The sequence below is a fragment of the Segatella copri genome (assembly GCF_051861805.1).
Lineage (GTDB): Bacteria > Bacteroidota > Bacteroidia > Bacteroidales > Bacteroidaceae > Prevotella > Prevotella copri_M.
In genome coordinates, this window is the sequence record NZ_CP146520.1 from 1,194,032 (window position 1) to 1,211,210 (window position 17,179).

General features: G+C 46.6%; 7 protein-coding genes. 6 read left to right on the plus strand and 1 reads right to left on the minus strand.

Annotation, left to right across the window (positions count from 1 at the left end; all coding sequences use genetic code 11):
* Positions 1–173 precede the first annotated feature (173 nt).
* Complete coding sequence (locus V8Z93_RS04660; protein ID WP_439432519.1) at positions 174–4,262, minus strand: hybrid sensor histidine kinase/response regulator transcription factor; 4,089 nt, start codon at positions 4,260–4,262, stop codon at positions 174–176.
* A 533-nt stretch (positions 4,263–4,795) separates the two neighbouring features.
* Here V8Z93_RS04660 and V8Z93_RS04665 point away from each other — a divergent pair.
* The 6 genes from V8Z93_RS04665 (at position 4,796) to V8Z93_RS04690 (ending at position 17,177) form a co-directional block, all read left to right on the plus strand.
* A complete protein-coding gene (locus V8Z93_RS04665; protein ID WP_439432520.1) occupies positions 4,796–6,193 on the plus strand; it encodes a cellulase family glycosylhydrolase in 1,398 nt (465 codons plus the stop codon).
* Between the two features lie 127 nt (positions 6,194–6,320).
* Positions 6,321–9,476, plus strand: a complete 3,156-nt coding sequence (locus V8Z93_RS04670; RefSeq protein WP_439432521.1) for a SusC/RagA family TonB-linked outer membrane protein — start codon at positions 6,321–6,323, stop codon at positions 9,474–9,476.
* Between the two features lie 16 nt (positions 9,477–9,492).
* A complete protein-coding gene (locus V8Z93_RS04675) occupies positions 9,493–11,454 on the plus strand; it encodes a RagB/SusD family nutrient uptake outer membrane protein (protein WP_439432522.1) in 1,962 nt (653 codons plus the stop codon).
* Positions 11,455–11,509: 55 nt separating this feature from the next.
* On the plus strand, positions 11,510–14,344 hold the full coding sequence (locus V8Z93_RS04680) for a SusC/RagA family TonB-linked outer membrane protein (protein WP_439432523.1): 2,835 nt from the start codon (positions 11,510–11,512) through the stop codon (positions 14,342–14,344).
* A 22-nt stretch (positions 14,345–14,366) separates the two neighbouring features.
* Entirely contained in the window at positions 14,367–16,160 is a 1,794-nt protein-coding gene (locus V8Z93_RS04685; RefSeq protein ID WP_439432524.1) for a RagB/SusD family nutrient uptake outer membrane protein, read from the plus strand.
* Positions 16,161–16,193: 33 nt separating this feature from the next.
* A complete protein-coding gene (locus tag V8Z93_RS04690) occupies positions 16,194–17,177 on the plus strand; it encodes a DUF5627 domain-containing protein (protein ID WP_439432525.1) in 984 nt (327 codons plus the stop codon).
* The last annotated feature ends 2 nt before the right edge of the window (positions 17,178–17,179 follow it).

The following is a 17,179-nucleotide window of genomic DNA, read 5'->3' on the forward strand; positions in this document are numbered from 1 at the left end:
AAAAACAAAGCAGCGGAAAACCAAGAGGGTGATAAGCCTTTGGATTTTCCGCTGCAAAGTTACTGCTTTCTTTATAATCTTTCTTTTTGAAATGTAACCAAAACTTTTCGCTATGTTTCGTGGCCAGTCTGTATTGTTACATATAATTTTTATCTATCCTTTTAGGAATGTTTCTACTCCTTTGTGGCATTCTGCATGTATTCTCTAGGCGAGCAGCCGTAGAGATTCTTGAACATGGTGCTGAAGCTTGCGGAATTGGAGAAACCGCAGATGTACATTACGTCGGTGATGCTCTGCTTGCCATCCTTCAGCAACTTGGCTGCCTGCTGCAGTCGGATGTTGCGGATGAAACTGTGTGGAGTCTGGTTGGTCAGCTCCTTCATCTTGCGATGCAGGTGCACTCGGCTGATGCCCACCTTCTGGGCTATCATGTCTACACTCAGGTCGGAATCGCTGATGTTCTCGTTAATCACCTCCATCACGCGCTGCATCAGTGCATCATCTGGAGTCTGAATCTTCCTTTGTTCCACCTTCTCCTCCTGACTCTCTTTGCCCGTAAACTTATTTTTCAGCGTGCGGCGCATGGTGAGCAGGTTGATGATGGTGCGGCGCAGGATCTCCATGTTGAATGGTTTCAGAATGTAGGCATCTGCTCCGGTCTGCAAACCTTCTAGCTGGTCTTCTTCTCGGCTCTTGGCGGTGAGCAGGATGATAGGCACATCGTTGGTATTGATATTTGCCTTCAGTTTGGTGCAGAGGGTGGTTCCGTCCATTTCCGGCATCATCACGTCACTGATGATGAGGTCTGGCTTGTTCTTTAGAATCTCGTTCAGTGCCACCTTGCCGTTAGGATAGGTGCGTATCTTGAAGTCGCTGGCGAGCTGTGCCTTCAGATAGTCTTGGATATCCTCCTCGTCTTCCACAATCACGATTTCAGCCTTGTTTCCCCTTGCTGAGGCTGGCAGCTTGCCCTGCATATCCGTTGTTACGGCTGCGCTTTCGGATTTTTCGGCATTTTCCGTCTCCTTCACCTCCTGTTCCAGCTGTTTCACCTCGGCAAGTTCCAGGTTCTGTTTTTCCTTCACCTCTTCTTCGTCGATGAGTTCTTCGGGTTTCAGATGGTCCTTGCCCAGCGGAATGCGGATGATGAACTCGCTGCCGTGCTCAAACTTGCTTCCCTTCTCGCCCTCGTTGTTGCGGGCAGAGATGGAGCCGTAGTGCAGTTCCACGAGCGAGCGGGTGAGGTCGAGACCGATGCCTGTGCCTATGTTGCGGTCGTTAGGGTCGGAAGGACTCTGGTAGAAGCGCTGGAAGATGGTTTCCAACTTATCCTTCGGGATGCCGATGCCGCTGTCCTTGATGCTGATGTAGGCATGGTGGTCGGTGTGGGTGAGCGAGAGCAGGATGTGGCCTGCCGTAGGGGTGAACTTGAAGGCGTTCGAAAGGATGTTGATAATTACCTTGTCGAAGTTGTTTCGGTCTATCCATACGGGCAGTTCTTCGCTGTCGTGCTGATATTCGAAGTCGATGTTCTTGGCCAGAGCCTGCTGCTTGAAGAGTTCGTATTCCTCGTTGATGAACCCCACCATGTCGGTCTGGCACATGCGCATCACCATCTGTCCCTTGTCTATCTTTCTCAGGTCCATCATCTGGTTGATGAGGTGGAGGATACGTTCCGAGTTCTTTCGGATAATCTCGTAGATGCCCTGTCGGTGAGGCTCCTTGTCTTCCTTGATGAGCGAGAGCAGCGGCGTGATGATGAGCGTGAGCGGCGTACGGATTTCATGACTGATGTTCATGAAGAACTTGATCTTCGCCTCGCCCATCTCTTCTGCGTGGATGTGCTGCTGCAGGATGAGCTGGTCTTCCATCTGGTGCTTGCGGTGGCGCAGGTAGAGCATGATGGCTGCTATGAGGAGCAGCAGATAGAAGAGCTTTGCCCAGATGCTGGCATACCAGGCTGGGTGAATGGTGATGGTGAACTCCTTCACCGGTGTTTCGTAGCCATTGCAGATGGCCTTGATGCGGTATTTGTATCTGCCTGGAGCCATGTGAGAGAAGGCAAGTTCGTTCTGTCCGGCTGGCACGGTGCGCCAGGCATCGCCGTTGATGCTGTACACATAGCTTATCTGCTCCACATCATTATAGGTGAGGGTAGAGAGCTGCAGGGTAAAGGTGTTGTCTTCGTGAGAAAGCTGGAAATCACGGGACAAGGTTGACCAGTTGTCCGTGATGGTATAGCTGCCCGACTTCATGCCTGGAGTCACCATCTTGTTGTTCAAGATGAAACCCGAGATAACTACCTTTGCCTGCCATGGGTGCTGTCTTACTTGGTCTGCCTGGAACCAGTTGAGTCCGCCCGAACCGCCCATCAGGATGGTTTTTCCATCCTGTGTGGTGCATACGGAAGCGTCGCTGAACTCGTTGCTCTGCAGTCCGCTTTCGGCATAGAACTTGGTGATTGTTCCGCTCTTGAGAGCCAGTTTGTTGAGTCCCTTGATGGTTCCTAACCATATATTGCCCTGGTAGTCCTCGGTAATGCTTGCCACGCTGTTGTCGGTGAGTCCGTTGGCTGTGGAATACAGTTTTGGCTTGATGCCTTTCCTGAAGTCGAAGCAGAAGGCTCCATCCTCGGTGCCATACCATACGTGGTCTTTGCTATCTACAAACACGCAGTGCGAAAAACTGTTTTTGTTCAGGCAGTTGATGCCCTTGAAGGTGGAAACCCAGCTGTTTCGCTTGCGGTCGAGGCACGCCAGTCCCACAGAGGTGGCTATATACACGTGGTTGCCATCCTTTGATAAGGCCATCTTGACGAGGTAATTGTTGGGCAGACTGTTGACCTTGAGGTTGTTATCTGCACCATATTTAGCCTTGTAGTTCCTTCGGCTTCCGTCTTTCTGCAGGCAGAAGAGACCTTCGCCCATGGTGGCTATCCAGATGTTGCCCTGTGGGTCTTGCTTGATATCGAAGATGCCCACCGACTTGCTGATGCCCAAATCAACGGGGTGGAAGCTTCCGGCTGCATCCATATAGCCCAGACCGTCGGTATAGGTTCCCACCCAGGTTCTGCCCTGCTGGTCCTTACAGAGGGTGAGCACGGTGTTCTGGTTCAGGAAATGCCCCTCTACGCTGCGGGTTGCTATATTAAATAGGTATAGGCCATCCTTGTCGGTACCCACCCACACCTGGTTGCCCTGGTTGATGCTGAGGCTGGTAACGCAGTTCTCGCCAATCACGTTGAGGTTGCCCAGGCGGAAGCCCATGTAGTTGAAGTCGTTCTGTATGTTGCGCTGCATGAACACGCCTTTCTGCAGCATGCTCACCCAGATGTTGCCCTGATTGTCTTCTATGATGCTGGTTATCTTGCTCTTGGCCAGGTTCACCAGTCGGCTGAAGAGCGGGTTATCCTGCAGGAATCCGGTCTGAGGGTCATATACATAGATGCCCAGTCCGTCGCAGCCGATATAGAGTTTGTTGTTGCGGCTGATATAGATGTTCTCGATGGGCAGGTTTCCGATGCTGCTGATTCGGGTAAAGACGTTGCTTCCTGCCCTGAGCAGATATACGCCCTGGTTCTTGCTGGCGAGATAGATGTTGCCCAGGGCATCCTGCAGGATATCCTGTGCGTCCACGCCTTCGGTACCGGCAAAGTGGGAGGTGACTTTGCCGTTAGTTTCCTTGCGGTAGAGTTTTCCGTCTTCGGTGATGATCCAGAGTCTGCCCCGTTTGTCTTCCAGGAGTTTGAGGATATATTTCAGTTTTTCCACCTCTCCCTTCATGGCATGGCATTTTTGTTCATCCTGCTTTTTGAGCATGATGCCATAACCGGATGTAGCCACGGCTACGTCTTTATTCTTCAGGGGATATACCTGCTTTACGTAGGTGGCGAGTTCTTCGCCTTTGGAATCGAGCATAGGGATTTTTAGGAATTCGCTTCCCGTAAATTCCAATAGAGAGTTGTTGGTACCTAGCAGGATATGTTCCTTCTCGTCTTGAGCAATGCTATTGATGTAGTTGCTGTTGAGACCTAAAAAATTTGACATATCCTTCTTTATTACGGTGATGTGGTAACCATCGTAGGTGTTCAAACCGTTGCGGGTGGCTATCCAGATGAATCCGCTCTTGTCCTGGAACACCTGCGTGGCGAAGTTACTCGAGAGCTGATTGTCTGTGTTAAAGAGTTTGCCGCTCTGTGCCCATGCCTGGATGGAGAAGAGGCAAATCATCATCGTGATGATTAATTGGCTTATAGTTTTCATGTTCCTTGTTTATATTTAGAGTGTTATTTTCTGCTTGCAAAAGTACGATTTTTAGTTGGAATATCCCAATAATTCTTTCTTTTTTTGATTGCAGGAAACAAATAATATGCCTTTTGGCGTTCATTATCGGTTGATGTTACATGACGGAAAGTATATGTTACACGACTAAACTCCTCATAAACTATCGGTTACGCAGGATAAAGCCTGTTTCCCGATTTTTTCATACCTTTGCCCCGTCAAACAGAGCCAATTTTGCATTGGCATTAGGTTAGGTTTATTGTGATATATGCGAAACAGCAGTTTTTTGAATGATTTTAGTTAGAATGGTTTTAGTTAGTTTAATATAGGTTTATAGCATTTGAGTTCAATTTTAAATGAACATATTATGATTGAAAAGATCATGATTAATTGGTTTTCTAGGAATGGTGCGTAGGGATACGCGCCATTCTCTTTTAAGGTAACTGAGATTGTTTTTCGGGCTTAACAATTAATTGACAATTTGGAAAAGTGATAAAATCTAAAAATAAGATAACATGAACAGAAAGAATTTTTTCATGTCCCTGGCTCTTGCGATGTTTGCAATGGTGGGGAATGCGGCAGACAATCTGCCGGCTCTGCGAGTAGAAGGCAAGAATCTGGTTGATGCCAATGGCAAGACCGTAGTCTTGCATGGTGTAATGGATACCCCCAACCGCTACTTCAACGGCTGGCGATGGCAACAGTGGAAGGCTAACTATTCGGAAGCCGACATCAAGCCTTGCCTGGAATATTTCTCCAAGCAGTTTGCTGCCATCACCGACAAGAATCAGGGAGCCTATTGCACCGTGTTCCGTCTGCACATGGATCCTTGCTGGACCAATGATCCATCGAAGAAGGCAGCGAACGAGGCCGATATCTCTGCCTTCAACATGGCGCGTTATCGCCTGTTTCTCCAGAAGCTTTATATTCCATTGATCAAGGATGCCATTGCTCATGGGCTTTATGTCATCGTTCGTCCACCGGGAGTCTGTCCACAAGACATTAGTGTTGGCGATAAGTACAACCGCTATCTCAAGTCGGTATGGAAGGCCTTTGCTGCCGATGCGTATATTCAGCAGAATTCGGGATTGATCTCCATTGAACTTGCCAACGAGCCGGTGAGGGTTCATCTGAGTGATGGCTCTAATTCGGATAAAGCATTACGCGATTACTTCCAGCCGGTAGTAGATGTGATTCGCCAACAAGGTTTCAAAGGCATCATCTGGGTGCCGGGTGCGGGTTATCAGAGCCAGTATCAGAACTACGCCAAGTATCCTGTCAAAGACAGCGAGGATAATTTCTCCTATGCCGTGCATGTCTATTCCGGATGGTATGGCAACATGACTGATAAGAATTGCAATCACAATACCTTTATCCGTAACTTCAAGAGTCAGGTGCCGATGGTAGAGACGAAGCCTATCATGGTAACGGAGATAGACTGGAGTCCGGAAGATCCGGACAAGGCGAATGAAGGTCACTACAATGAGTGGGGACAGTGGACGCAGCCTAACCTGGGAAGCTGGGCAACAGCATCAACCTCGAAATGGGGATTGGCATGGAAGGCAGTTCACGACCATTTCGGCAACATCGGTATGACCATCACCCATCCGCAGGAGTATTACGACATAGACGAGTATCTGAAGACCGGCAAGGTAATACCGGGCTTCCAGAATGCCAAGAAGCACAATCTCTTTGAAGAGTGCTGCGGCTATGCCTGCATGAACTGGTACAAGGAATGGTACATGAAACAGACGGATACGGGAATTGAGCAGAAAGTGAACGATGCTGAGGTTATCGCCACCTATTATTATAATATAGCTGGTGTAAAAGTGAATAAACCTGAAAAAGGCATTTATGTAGTGAAACAATTGTTAAAGGACGGAAAAGCACGTTCTTACAAAGTATGTTATTAACGGCAAAGTATCTGTTACAAGAGACAAAGTGCATCTGAACTGAAACAAGTATCTTTGCACCCGTGAAACTGAAAGAAAAATAACGTGAACATAAAATAATTAAGCATAAATCAAAAATGAATAGAACATGATTGAACAAGTCTTAACAATGAAACGGACAGCAGCCTTATGCTTGGTGGGAGCTTTCTGCAGCCTGAATGCTCAGGCACAGAAGATCCAGGTCAAGGGTAATCTTGTTGACGGTACAGGTGAGCCGCTGATCGGTGCCACTGTAAAAGTGAAAGGAAATGCCGGCGTTGGAGCAGTTTCTGATATTGATGGTAACTTCAGTATCAGTGTTCCTTCTGAAAATTCTACCCTCGTATTTACATACGTAGGTATGAAGACCAAGGAAGTGAAGGTGGGCAAGAAGAGAGAGTTCAAAATCACCCTTGAAGATGACAACGCCATCGGCGAAGTCGTAGTCGTTGGTTATGGTCAGCAGAAGAAGGCTTCTGTCGTAGGTGCCATCACCCAGACCACGGGTAAGGTGTTGGAGCGTGCGGCTGGTATCAGCGATATCGGTGCTGCCCTGACTGGTAACCTTCCTGGTGTTGTAACTACTGCATCTAGCGGTATGCCGGGTGAGGAGGAACCTCAGATTCAGATTCGTGGTGCTTCTTCCTGGAACAACTCTTCTCCTCTCGTGTTGGTGGATGGTATCGAGCGCCCTATGTCGAGCGTTGACATGCAGTCTGTGGCTACCATCTCAGTATTGAAGGATGCTTCTGCCACCGCCGTTTACGGTGTGAAGGGTGCGAATGGTGTTATCCTGATTACCACCAAGCGTGGTTCTGAAGGAAAGGCACAGATTAGCGTTACTGCTAATGCCGTGATGAAGATTCCTTCTAAGCTTCCTGATAAGTACGATTCTTATGATGCTCTTGTGGCAAGAAACACTGCCATCGAGCATGAGTTGAACATCTCTCCAAGTAGCTTCGACTATATGAAACCAATGAGTTTCATAGAGAACTATCGCAATCAGACTACCCTTGAGCAGCAGGAGCGTTATCCAAATATAGATTGGCAGAAGTATTTGTTCAAAGACTATACCATGTCTTACAATGCCAATGTCAATGTAGCGGGTGGTACCAAGTTTGTGAAGTATTTCGCAGGTATAGATTTCGTGTCAGAGGGTGACCTTTACAAGAACTTCGGCAATGGTCGTAATTATAATACAGGTTATAACTACAATCGTGTGAACGTTCGTTCTAATCTTGATTTCTCTATTACGAAGACTACTTTGTTCAAGGTAAACCTCGCAGGTTCCAATGGCGTACGCAAGGCTCCTTGGGTAAACAGTAGCGATGGATATAGTGAATGGCAGGTAAGCCAGCAGTGGTCTGGTGCTTACAATATCGCTCCTGATGCCTTCATGCCTAAGTATAGTGATGGCTCATGGGGATATTTGCCAGGTTCTACCAATGTAACCAACTCTGCTCAGCAGGTATCTCTCGGAGGTACGATGAATACCACAACCACTCGCATCACCACCGACTTCGTGTTGGAACAGAAACTTGATTTCATTACCAAGGGTCTTTCTGCTCGTGGTATGATTTCTTGGGACAATACCTTTGTGGAGAAGAATCGTGGTATCAATGATATGAACCATGAACCACAGCTCAAGTGGATTGACCCAGAGACTGGTGCTGTTTCTTACAAGAAAGCATACGAGTCTTATGATAAGTTCGACTATACAGTGGGTAACAAGTGGACCATCAGCGGGGGTGAGGTCAACAACAATGCGACTCAGCGTAACCTCAACTATCAGGCACAGCTCAACTGGGCACGCACCTTTGGTAAGCATAGCGTGAGTGCTATGGGTCTTTTTGGTCGTCAGGAATATGCCGTGGGTGCCATGATACCTTCTTATCGTGAGGACTGGGTGTTCCGTACCACATACGATTGGAACTCTCGTTACTTCTTCGAGTACAATGGTGCTTATAATGGTTCAGAGAAGTTCTCTCCAGACAACCGTTTCGCATTCTTCAGTTCTGGTGCCCTTGGCTGGATGATTTCCGAAGAGCCATTCATGAAGTATCTTCGTGAGCACAAGATTGTGGATATGATGAAACTCCGTGCATCTTATGGTGAGATAGGTGATGATAACGTAGGTGACCGCTTCCTCTATATGAGTCAGTGGGCATATGGCGGCAAGACCAATATGGGAACTACCGTGAGCGATAAGGAATCCATCTATACTTGGTATCGTGAGTCATCCGTAGGCAATGAGAACGTACACTGGGAGAAAGTGAAGAAGGTGAACTTCGGTCTTGATTATGGTTTCTTGGGCGGCTTGATTACAGGTGCCGTGGATTTCTTCCATGATACTCGTACCGACATCCTTGTGCTTGGTAGCTCTCGTTCTATGCCATCATATTTTGGACAGACCGCTCCAGCTGCCAATTTAGGTAAGGTGACAACAAGCGGTTATGAGTTGGAGTTGAAGTTTAACAAGGTTTTTGCTAACAAGATGCGCCTTTGGGCTAACTTCAACATGACCCACGCTACCAATACCATCAAGATCAAGGATGATGCAGCACTTCTTCCATCTTATCGTAAGCAGGCAGGCCACTCTATAGGTCAAACCTATACCTATTTGGATAAGGGATTCATTCAAAACTATGACGAACTTTATGGTTCTCCTAAGATGGATTCTAACGATGGCAATCGTCTTCCTGGTGATTACTACATCGTCGATTTCAATGGTGATGGTAAGGTAGATAATGTGAACGATATTGTGCCTTATGGTTATACAAGCAGTCCACAGAATACATACAATGCCACTGTTGGTTTCGAGTACAAGGGCTTCAGCTGCTTCGCACAGTTCTATGGTGTAACCAATGTGACTCGTGATGTAACGATGATTAGCTTCTCTCAGGAGTTGGTTAACAACGTTTACGACCAAGGTACATGGTGGAGCAACGACCACAACAATGCGGATGTGCTCACACCTCGCTTCAACTCCAAGCCAATGAGCAATTCTGCCTACTATGGCACACAGTATCTCTGTGATGGTTCCTACATCCGTCTGAAGAATGTGGAGCTTGCTTACACATGGAATGGTGGATGGATCAAGAAACTTGGTTTGAACAACCTCAAGGTCTATGTAAGTGGTAACAACCTTTGGCTTTGGACCAGAATGCCAGACGACCGCGAGTCAAACTTCTCAAGTAATGGTGGTGCCTTTGGTGCATACCCTACGATGAAGCGTGTGAACTTCGGTGTCAAGTTTAATCTTTAAACAAGCATAAAATAAAATGAAACATAATATAGTAAAACTTTTTTGTGCGCTGGGTCTCGTCTGTGGATTCGCTTCTTGTACAGATTATCTGGACAAGACTCCGGACTCTAATGTGAGTTCAGACCAAGCGTTCAAGAATTTCACCAATTTCCAGGGATATGTGGAGCAAATGTACAACTGTATTCCAAGTAAGGAGTCGAATATGTATTGTACCTCATTCAACTGGGGTGAAGATGAAATCATGAATACTGGCTTGGGAGATGGTCATGTGACTGCTCATTTTGATTTAGGCGACTACCGTAACTGGTATAGCAATAATCAAAGTTTCTTGCACAGACCTTCTTCTGGAAATCCTGGTGAGTACCTTGATCCGACTTCAACCAATAAATTTGCGCATTCTTTAGAGCATGCCTGGTATTGCATCCGTAAGTGCAACCTCGGTCTTGCCAATCTTGACAAGATGACCGATTGCACTCAAGAGGAGAAGAACATCATCAAGGGACAGTTGTTGTTCTTCCGTGCATGGTGGCACGAGGAGTTGATAGCTTTCTTTGGCGGTATGCCATACGTAGACACCGTATTGGATGGTGGTCAGACTTTGACATTGCCTCGCCTCACTTTCCAGGAGTGTGCCAAGAAGTGTGCCGAAGATTTCAGAGCCGCTGCCGACCTTCTACCTAATGATTGGGATAAGACAACTGTCGGAAAGAAAACCTTGGGCAAGAACGATCTCCGTATCACAAAGGTTTGTGCCTTGGGTTATATGGGTAAGGTGCTGCTTTGGGCAGCCTCTCCATTGAACAACCTTAAGGCGGAGGTTGGTGCTTCCAAGAATGGCGATACCTATAAGTATAATGTAGAGCTTGCTGCGCAGGCAGCTGATGCTTTAGGTGAGGCACTTGCACAGGTTAACTCTGGCAAGACTCCTTATGCCTTGGCAGAGTACAAGTATTCTGACATTTATAACCATGTGGCAGAGGATGGCTCAAAATCCAATTTCTCAGAAATCTTCTATACAACGGGTAAAAACTGGAAACAGCCAGGTTCTACAGAGGCTATCTTGCGCGGTCCATATATTGGCGAGAATTCATCAAACTGGAACTTCACCAAGCTTTGGGGTGTCAAGATGAATGGTATCGTGGAGCATGACGCTTTGATTCACCAGCCTACAGCCAACTATGTAAACTATTATGGTATGGCAAATGGTCTTCCTCTGGATGACCCAGATTCTGGTTTCGATCCTTCACATCCATTCAAGAACCGTGACCCACGTTTCTATCATGACATCGTGTTCGATGGCTTCCAGTATATCAATACGACAATTGCTAAGGATGATGATGACTATCAGTTCAAGTACATACAGATGTATACAGGCAGTAAATTGCGTAGTTCAGCTTCTCAGGGATGCCGCACAGGCTACTATTGCCAGAAGTTAGTTCCTCATCAGGCTAATAAGTATGATGGAATGTATAACTGGGGTAGTGCTTTGCAATGTGACTTGCCTTACATGCGTCTTGCCGATATCTACTTGATGTATGCAGAGGCAGGTGCAGCCGCACAAGGTGCCAACTACAAGAGCAGCAAGTGCAATCTTACCGCTGTTGATGCCATCAATGTACTTAGAGATCGCGTAGAAGCTGGCCATGTGGCAGATAAATTTGTTGCCGACCAGAAGAAGTTTATGGATGAGGTTCGTCGTGAACGTGCCGTAGAGCTTGCTTTCGAGGGCTTCCGTTGGAACGACTTGCAGCGTTGGTTGCTCCTCACCGAGTATCCATACAACATCAAGACCTCGCAGGAGTTTAAGCGTGTAGGCAATTATGACTTCACCAAGAACGACCCTCGTGATGCTGAGGTTACCGGTTGGAGCGAAAAGACTATCTTGACTCGTGATTACTCAGAGAAGCATTATCTCTTGCCTCTCAAGCAAGATGATGTGTATCTGTATCCTGAGTTTGGACAGAACCCTGGATGGTAATTCGTTAGGTCAGTGTTTTTTCTAAACATAAACTTCGAAATAATCATATCATAATATGAAAAATAATAAGAAAACAATATACTCTGCCTTGACAGTAGTGACGGCTCTCCTTGCACAGTTGCCTGCAACTGCACAGGAGACAGCAGACAGCGCATTGGTCAATGTGGCTTTCAAGAAAGCCCAGAAGAGTGACGTGCTTGGTGGTGTTAGCACCGTCAATGTCAGAGATTTGACAGAGAAGAACTATAATACCTACAGCCTTGACAATATGCAAGGCTATGTGTCAGGTTACAATGGCAACAGCCTTTGGGGCTATTCTAATGCACTTGTGCTCATTGATGGTGTGCCTCGTGCTGCCGACAATGTACGTCCTGATGAGATTGAGAACATCTCTTTCCTCAAGGGTGCGCAGGCTTCGGTGCTCTATGGAAGCCGTGCTGCCAATGGTGTCATCTTGATTACCACAAAGCGTGGTCGTGTAAATGATGGATTGAGCGTGAAGGTGAATGCCAATACCGGATGGAATGTTGCCAAGGCTTATCCTGAGTATCTCGGTTCGGCTGAGTACATGAGTCTTTACAATGAGGCTTTCCTGAATGATGGCGGTAATGCAAACAACCTCCCTTATTCGCCAGAAGCTATTTATAACTATGCGTCGGGAACGAATCCTTATAGATATCCAAGCGTAGATTTCTATTCTTCTGATTATATCAAGAAGGCTTTCAATCGTTCTGAGGTATCTGCCGAGATAGAAGGTGGTAATCAGCGTGCGCAATTCTATGCTAATGTAAGCTATTATCGCACAGGTGATAACCTGAACTTTGGCGAGGCAAAGAATGACTATACCGATCGCTTTAACGTGAGAGGTAACGTGGACATCGAGTTGAGCAAAACCATCAGTGCATACGTCAATGCCAATGCTACCTATTACAGCTCTAAGTCGGCTAACAATAGCTATAAGTACTGGGAGTTGGCTCGTACCTTCCGTCCTAACCGTGTGGCTCCGCTGATTCCTGTCGATATGATAGACCCTAGTGCTAAGTCGGCATTGAACATGATCGGTGCTACAAGCAACCTCATCGACGGCAAGTATTTCTTGGGTGGATCCAACTTGGATCAGAGCAATGTCTTTGGTGATATCTATGCTTCTGGTACCAATGTATATCATAGCCGTCAGTTCCAGTTTGATGTAGGTCTTAACTTCGACCTCTCATCTGTACTCAAGGGCTTAAGTTTCCATACAATGATGGCTATCGACTATGCTACGCTCTACACCACATCATTCAATAATACTTACGCTACCTTCCAGCCTACATGGGCTAACTTTAATGGCAAGGATGTCATCGTAGGTCTTAACAACAATGGCACGGTGGATAAGAAATCGGGTGTGCAGAATATCTCTGGTTCCACAGATAACCAGACCATCGCATTCAATGCTCACTTCGATTACGACCGCACCTTCAACGATGTGCATAACGTGAGTGCCATGTTGGTGGCTAATGGTTATCAGCAGACTAAGTCGGGTGAGTATCATAAGGTGAGCAATGCCAATATGGGTTTGCAGCTCTCTTATAACTTTGACCATAAGTATTATGCCGATTTCGCTTTGGCAACCCCTTGGTCTGCTAAGTTACCATCTGCCAATCGTTTGGGACTTTCGCCATCTGCAACATTGGGCTGGCGCTTGTCTAAGGAGAAGTTTATGGAGAATTCGTTCTTCGATGACTTGACTCTCAGCGCAAGCTATACAGATATGAAGACCGACTTGGGTATCGACAAATACTATATGTACCAGGGCACCTATCAGAATGGTGGCTGGTGGGACTGGAATGGTAGTTCTGGCCATGCAGCAGTTCAGGCTAAGCGAGGTGGAAATGATGAGTTCAATTACTTGCATCGCAAGGAGTTCTCTGCAACAATCCATGCCGAGGTGCTCGATAAGTCTTTGAGTTTCGATGCTTCTTACTTCCTCTCTAAGTTGACCAATGGTATCATCGAGGCTCGCAACCAGATGCCAAGCTATCTCTTTAGCTACTATCCAGAGTCTTCATTCGTACCATATATGAACTACAATGAGGATAAGCGTTCTGGTTTCGACTTGGGTGTTAACTACAAGAAGCAGCTTGGGGAGTTTGGTTTTGGCGTAGGTGCTAACCTTACTTATTATACCACAGAGGCTACCAAGCGTGATGATTCTCAGTATGCAGATGCCTATCAGTATCGCCAGGGACAGCCATTGGATGCCATCTGGGGCTATGAGTGTGAAGGCTTCTTCAAGGATGATGACGATATCGCCCATTCTCCTAAGCAGATTATCGGTGGTACTATCCGTCCTGGAGACTTGAAGTACAAGGATCAGAATGGTGATAATGTCATCGACAGCAAAGATCAAGTATACTTGGGCAAGGGCGGTTGGTATGGAACTCCTACCACACTCGGTATCAACGTAACATTGAAGTACAAGAACTTCACCCTCTTCTTGCTCGGTACAGGCAACTTCGGAGCCAAGGCTGTGAAGAACTCTACTTACTACTGGGTGGGCGGTGATGCCAAGTACACAGCGGAGATGCGTGGCAGATGGACTCCTGAGACAGCGGCTACAGCTACCTATCCACGTCTGACAACAGAGGCTGGTACCAATAACTACCAGACTTCAGACTTCTGGATGTACTCTACTGACCGCTTCGACTTGCAGAAGGTACAGCTCACATACGACTTCCCTAAGTCAATGTTCATGAAGAGCTTCGTTCGCGGTCTCCAACTCTTTGTAAATGGTAACAGCTTGCTGACCATCGCCAAGGAGCGCAAGATACTGGAGATGAATGTTAACAATTCAGGTGCAGCACCTTTGAATCGCTTCTATAGCATCGGTGCTAAGGTATCATTCTAATGATTAATAAATGAGTAAAATTATGAAATTATCAAGATTATTATTGATAAGCGCAGTGGCAATATCGCTCACTTCTTGTGACGACCTGTTTGAACCTGCCTTGGAAAATAACCAAGATATCAGCGAGATGTATAAGAATCCTGAGTTCGCTCGTGGCATTCTTGACAACGCTTACTTGGCTTTGCCATATAGCACCTCTCCATCTACTGATGTGGCTACAGATGATGCTGTCACCAACGACAACTCAGACAACTATAAGAAGATGGCTACAGGTTCTTGGGCTGCTAATATGAACCCAGTTTCACAGTGGGATGGTCGTTATCACGCCATCCAGTACTGTAACTTGATGTTGGAGAACTGTGATAAGGTGGAGTGGGCTTACTCTAGTGAGGTGCTCAACAAGATGTATGCCGACAACTATAAGGGCAATGCTTACGCTTTGCGTGGCTTGCACCTGTTCTACTTGCTCCGTGCTCATGCAGGTATGGTAGATGGTCAGTTGATGGGTGTGCCTATCCATCTCGCATCAGAGACCTCCGCTTCCGATTTCAACTTGCCTCGTAACACTTTCAAGGAGTGCATTGATCAGATTATGTCTGACTTCGATGAGGCTTTGAAGTATCTCCCAGAGCAGTATGGTGATGTGGAAGAGGAGAATGTCCCTGCCAAGTATGCACAGCAAGGTGCTACCAATGCAGAGTATAATCGTGCTTTCGGTACCAATCACCGTGGCAAGATTGATGGCAGAATCATTTCAGCCTTCAAGGCTCAGGTTGCCATCATGGCAGCTTCTCCAGCTTATGCTTCAGCTGGTGCCTTCACATACGAGGAGGCAGCCAAGCTTGCTGCTGATTGCTTGAAAAACTTTGGTGGTTTGAATGCTTGTGACCCTGATGGTTGGAAGTGGTTCGACAACAAAAGCTTGATTGATGGATTGGGAGCTACTGCTGACAATCCTAAGGAAATCATCTGGCGTGGTAACATCGATGAGAACAACACATTGGAGAGTGACAACTATCCTTCTACCCTCTATGGAAAGGGTCGTGTAAACCCTACCCAGAATTTGGTGGATGCCTTCCCAATGGCGAATGGCTATCCTATCACAGATACAAACTCTGGGTATAATGCCAATGATCCTTATGCTGACCGTGACCCTCGTCTGAAGGCTTACATTTTGGTGAATGGCGATAAGATTGGCTCAACTGATGGTGTGGTTAACTCTGCTGCTGACTCGAAGACAACTGATGGTCTTAACAAGGAGAATGGTAAATCTACCAAGACGGGTTACTATCTCCGTAAGTTGCTCCGCTCAGACATCAACCTCAACCCTAACTCAACCACCAAGCAGAAGCATTTGAACGCTCGTATCCGTTCTACCGAGATTTTGCTTGACTATGCAGAGGCTGCCAATGAGGCTCAGGGACCAAAGGCTAATGTCGGTGGAGCCAACTATTCTGCTTACGATGTCATCAAGGCTATCCGTGAGCGTGCAGGCATTGGTGAGTTTGGTGAAGACCCATACTTGGAAGAGTGCGCACAGAGCAAGGAGAAAATGCGTGAGTTGATTCGCAATGAGCGTCGCCTGGAACTCTGCTTCGAGAATCATCGTTTCTGGGACTTGCGTCGCTGGAAGGCTAATCTCAATGAGGCTGCCAAGGGTATCAACATCACAACAGACGAGGCAACTGGTGCTTTCGTCTATAAGACCTTCGATGCAGAGGAACGTAAGTATGATGACTATATGTTCTATGGTCCTATTCCTTATTCTGAGATTTTGAAATATAGTAATCTCAAGCAGAACGAGGGATGGAAATAATAAACGACTAATATTAAAATAAGACTAATGATTATGAAACGTTATATCAAAATGGTAGCTGTCCTCTTAGGACTGATGGCTTCTTTCACAGCATGTGAGAATGGAGACCAGACTTTCGATGATTACGAGGGTGGAACTACTACTTACTTTGCTTATCAATCGCCAATTCGTACCATTGTGCTGGGTGATGATGAGTATGATACAACATTGGACAAGGCGCACAAGTGCAAAATCTTGGCTACCTTCGGAGGCTCATACAATGGCAGAAAGGCAGCGGTTAATGTTGCCGTTGACAACAGCTTGTGTGATCACTTGACATTTGCCGATGGAACTCCTGTGAAGGCTATGCCTGCTGAGTATTATCAGCTCGCAACCACTACTTTCAATTTCAATGGAGGTATGTGGGGAGGTACAGAGGTGCAGCTCACTGATGCTTTCTTCAATGACCCTGATGCTGTAAAGAATACATACGTGATTCCTTTGGTTATGCAGAATCAGACTGGTTTCGACAGAATCGCCACTGGAACATTAAAAGAGGGAAAAACAGGCTCTCGAACCAATGCTTCTATTTGGGAGAAGGCTCCACAGGATTATGTGATGTATTGCGTGAAGTATCAGAACAAGTATAGCGGTTGGTGGTTGACCAATCACAATACAAGTACCGATAATATCGAGAAGGCTTCAACGGTTCAGATTACTACCCGCACCCTGAACAGCTCTGTTTATTCAGTAGAGTTCCAGGAGGGCAGTACCATCTACAAGGCAGACCTCCTGCTCACCTTCGATGCCAATGAGAAGTGTACCATCACTTCTCTCACCGATGGTGTTACTGCAACGGGTACTGGTTCTTGGGCTGACGATGCCTTGCTGTCTTGGAACAACAAGTATCGTGACTTGATGGAACTCAATGCTGAGATTACTTTCGCTGGCGGCGTTAAGAAGAATCTCAACGAGAAACTCGTTTGGTGGCGTAGTGGAGTAACCAAGGAGGAGTTCTCATTTACCTATAACAATTAATG

What these genes read in the sequence shown, in the direction of transcription:
- V8Z93_RS04660 (WP_439432519.1), bottom strand. Translation starts at nt 4,262, where the DNA reads ATGAAAACTATAAGCCAATTAATCATCACGATGATGATTTGCCTCTTC.
- V8Z93_RS04665 (WP_439432520.1), top strand. Translation starts at nt 4,796, where the DNA reads ATGAACAGAAAGAATTTTTTCATGTCCCTGGCTCTTGCGATGTTTGCA.
- V8Z93_RS04670 (WP_439432521.1), top strand. Translation starts at nt 6,321, where the DNA reads ATGATTGAACAAGTCTTAACAATGAAACGGACAGCAGCCTTATGCTTG.
- V8Z93_RS04675 (WP_439432522.1), top strand. Translation starts at nt 9,493, where the DNA reads ATGAAACATAATATAGTAAAACTTTTTTGTGCGCTGGGTCTCGTCTGT.
- V8Z93_RS04680 (WP_439432523.1), top strand. Translation starts at nt 11,510, where the DNA reads ATGAAAAATAATAAGAAAACAATATACTCTGCCTTGACAGTAGTGACG.
- V8Z93_RS04685 (WP_439432524.1), top strand. Translation starts at nt 14,367, where the DNA reads ATGAAATTATCAAGATTATTATTGATAAGCGCAGTGGCAATATCGCTC.
- V8Z93_RS04690 (WP_439432525.1), top strand. Translation starts at nt 16,194, where the DNA reads ATGAAACGTTATATCAAAATGGTAGCTGTCCTCTTAGGACTGATGGCT.